Origin of the sequence: Pseudomonas sp. SIMBA_041 (assembly GCF_046535095.1) — a bacterium.
Taxonomy (GTDB): Bacteria; Pseudomonadota; Gammaproteobacteria; order Pseudomonadales; family Pseudomonadaceae; genus Aquipseudomonas; species Aquipseudomonas mucoides.
Genome location: NZ_JAWRXJ010000033.1, coordinates 1 through 629, shown reverse-complemented (window position 1 = coordinate 629; position 629 = coordinate 1). Strand labels below are relative to the sequence as shown.

Sequence of the window (629 nt, the reverse complement as noted above, 5' to 3'; positions counted from 1 at the left end):
CTGGAAAAACTGTTTGGTTGGGATAACACCCAGGCCAAGATCCAGCTCACCAACCGTAACGGAGAGAACATCTCCAACGACCGCGTAGGCGATCCGCGTGCCGGCACCTTGAGTTCCTCGCAGGAAGTCTACGGCCGTGGCCACATGGTTCGTCTGACCCAGTTGTGGATCAAGCACCAGTTCCTCGACGGCAAACTGGACGTCAAGGCCGGTTACTTCGGCGAAGGCGAAGACTTCAACACCTTCCCGTGCGAGTTCCAGAACCTGGCGTTCTGCGGTTCCCAGGTGGGTAACTGGGCCACCAACATCTGGTACAACTGGCCAGTCATGCAGGCAGCGGTCCGCGTGAAGTACAACATCTCGCCTGAGTTCTATGCGCAGATCGGCGCGTACAACCAGAACCCGTCGCAACTTGAGCACGGTAACGGCTTCAAGCTCAGCGGCAGCGGCACCGCCGGTACCGTGTTACCGGTCGAACTGGTCTGGTCGCCTAACCCTAAAAACCTGCCGGGCGAATACCGTGTCGGTTACTACAAAAGCACCGCCGAGGCCAATGACGTTCTCAAGGACGACAACGGCAATGATGCGGCCACCAGCGGCAACGCCTACCGCAGCCACAGCAGCAAACA

Annotated in this window: 1 protein-coding gene; it reads left to right on the top strand. The window is 58.7% G+C overall.

The window, feature by feature from the left end:
* Positions 1 to 629 (top strand): carbohydrate porin (locus tag SB725_RS30080; protein WP_410923009.1); only part of this gene is annotated, 629 nt, incomplete at both ends.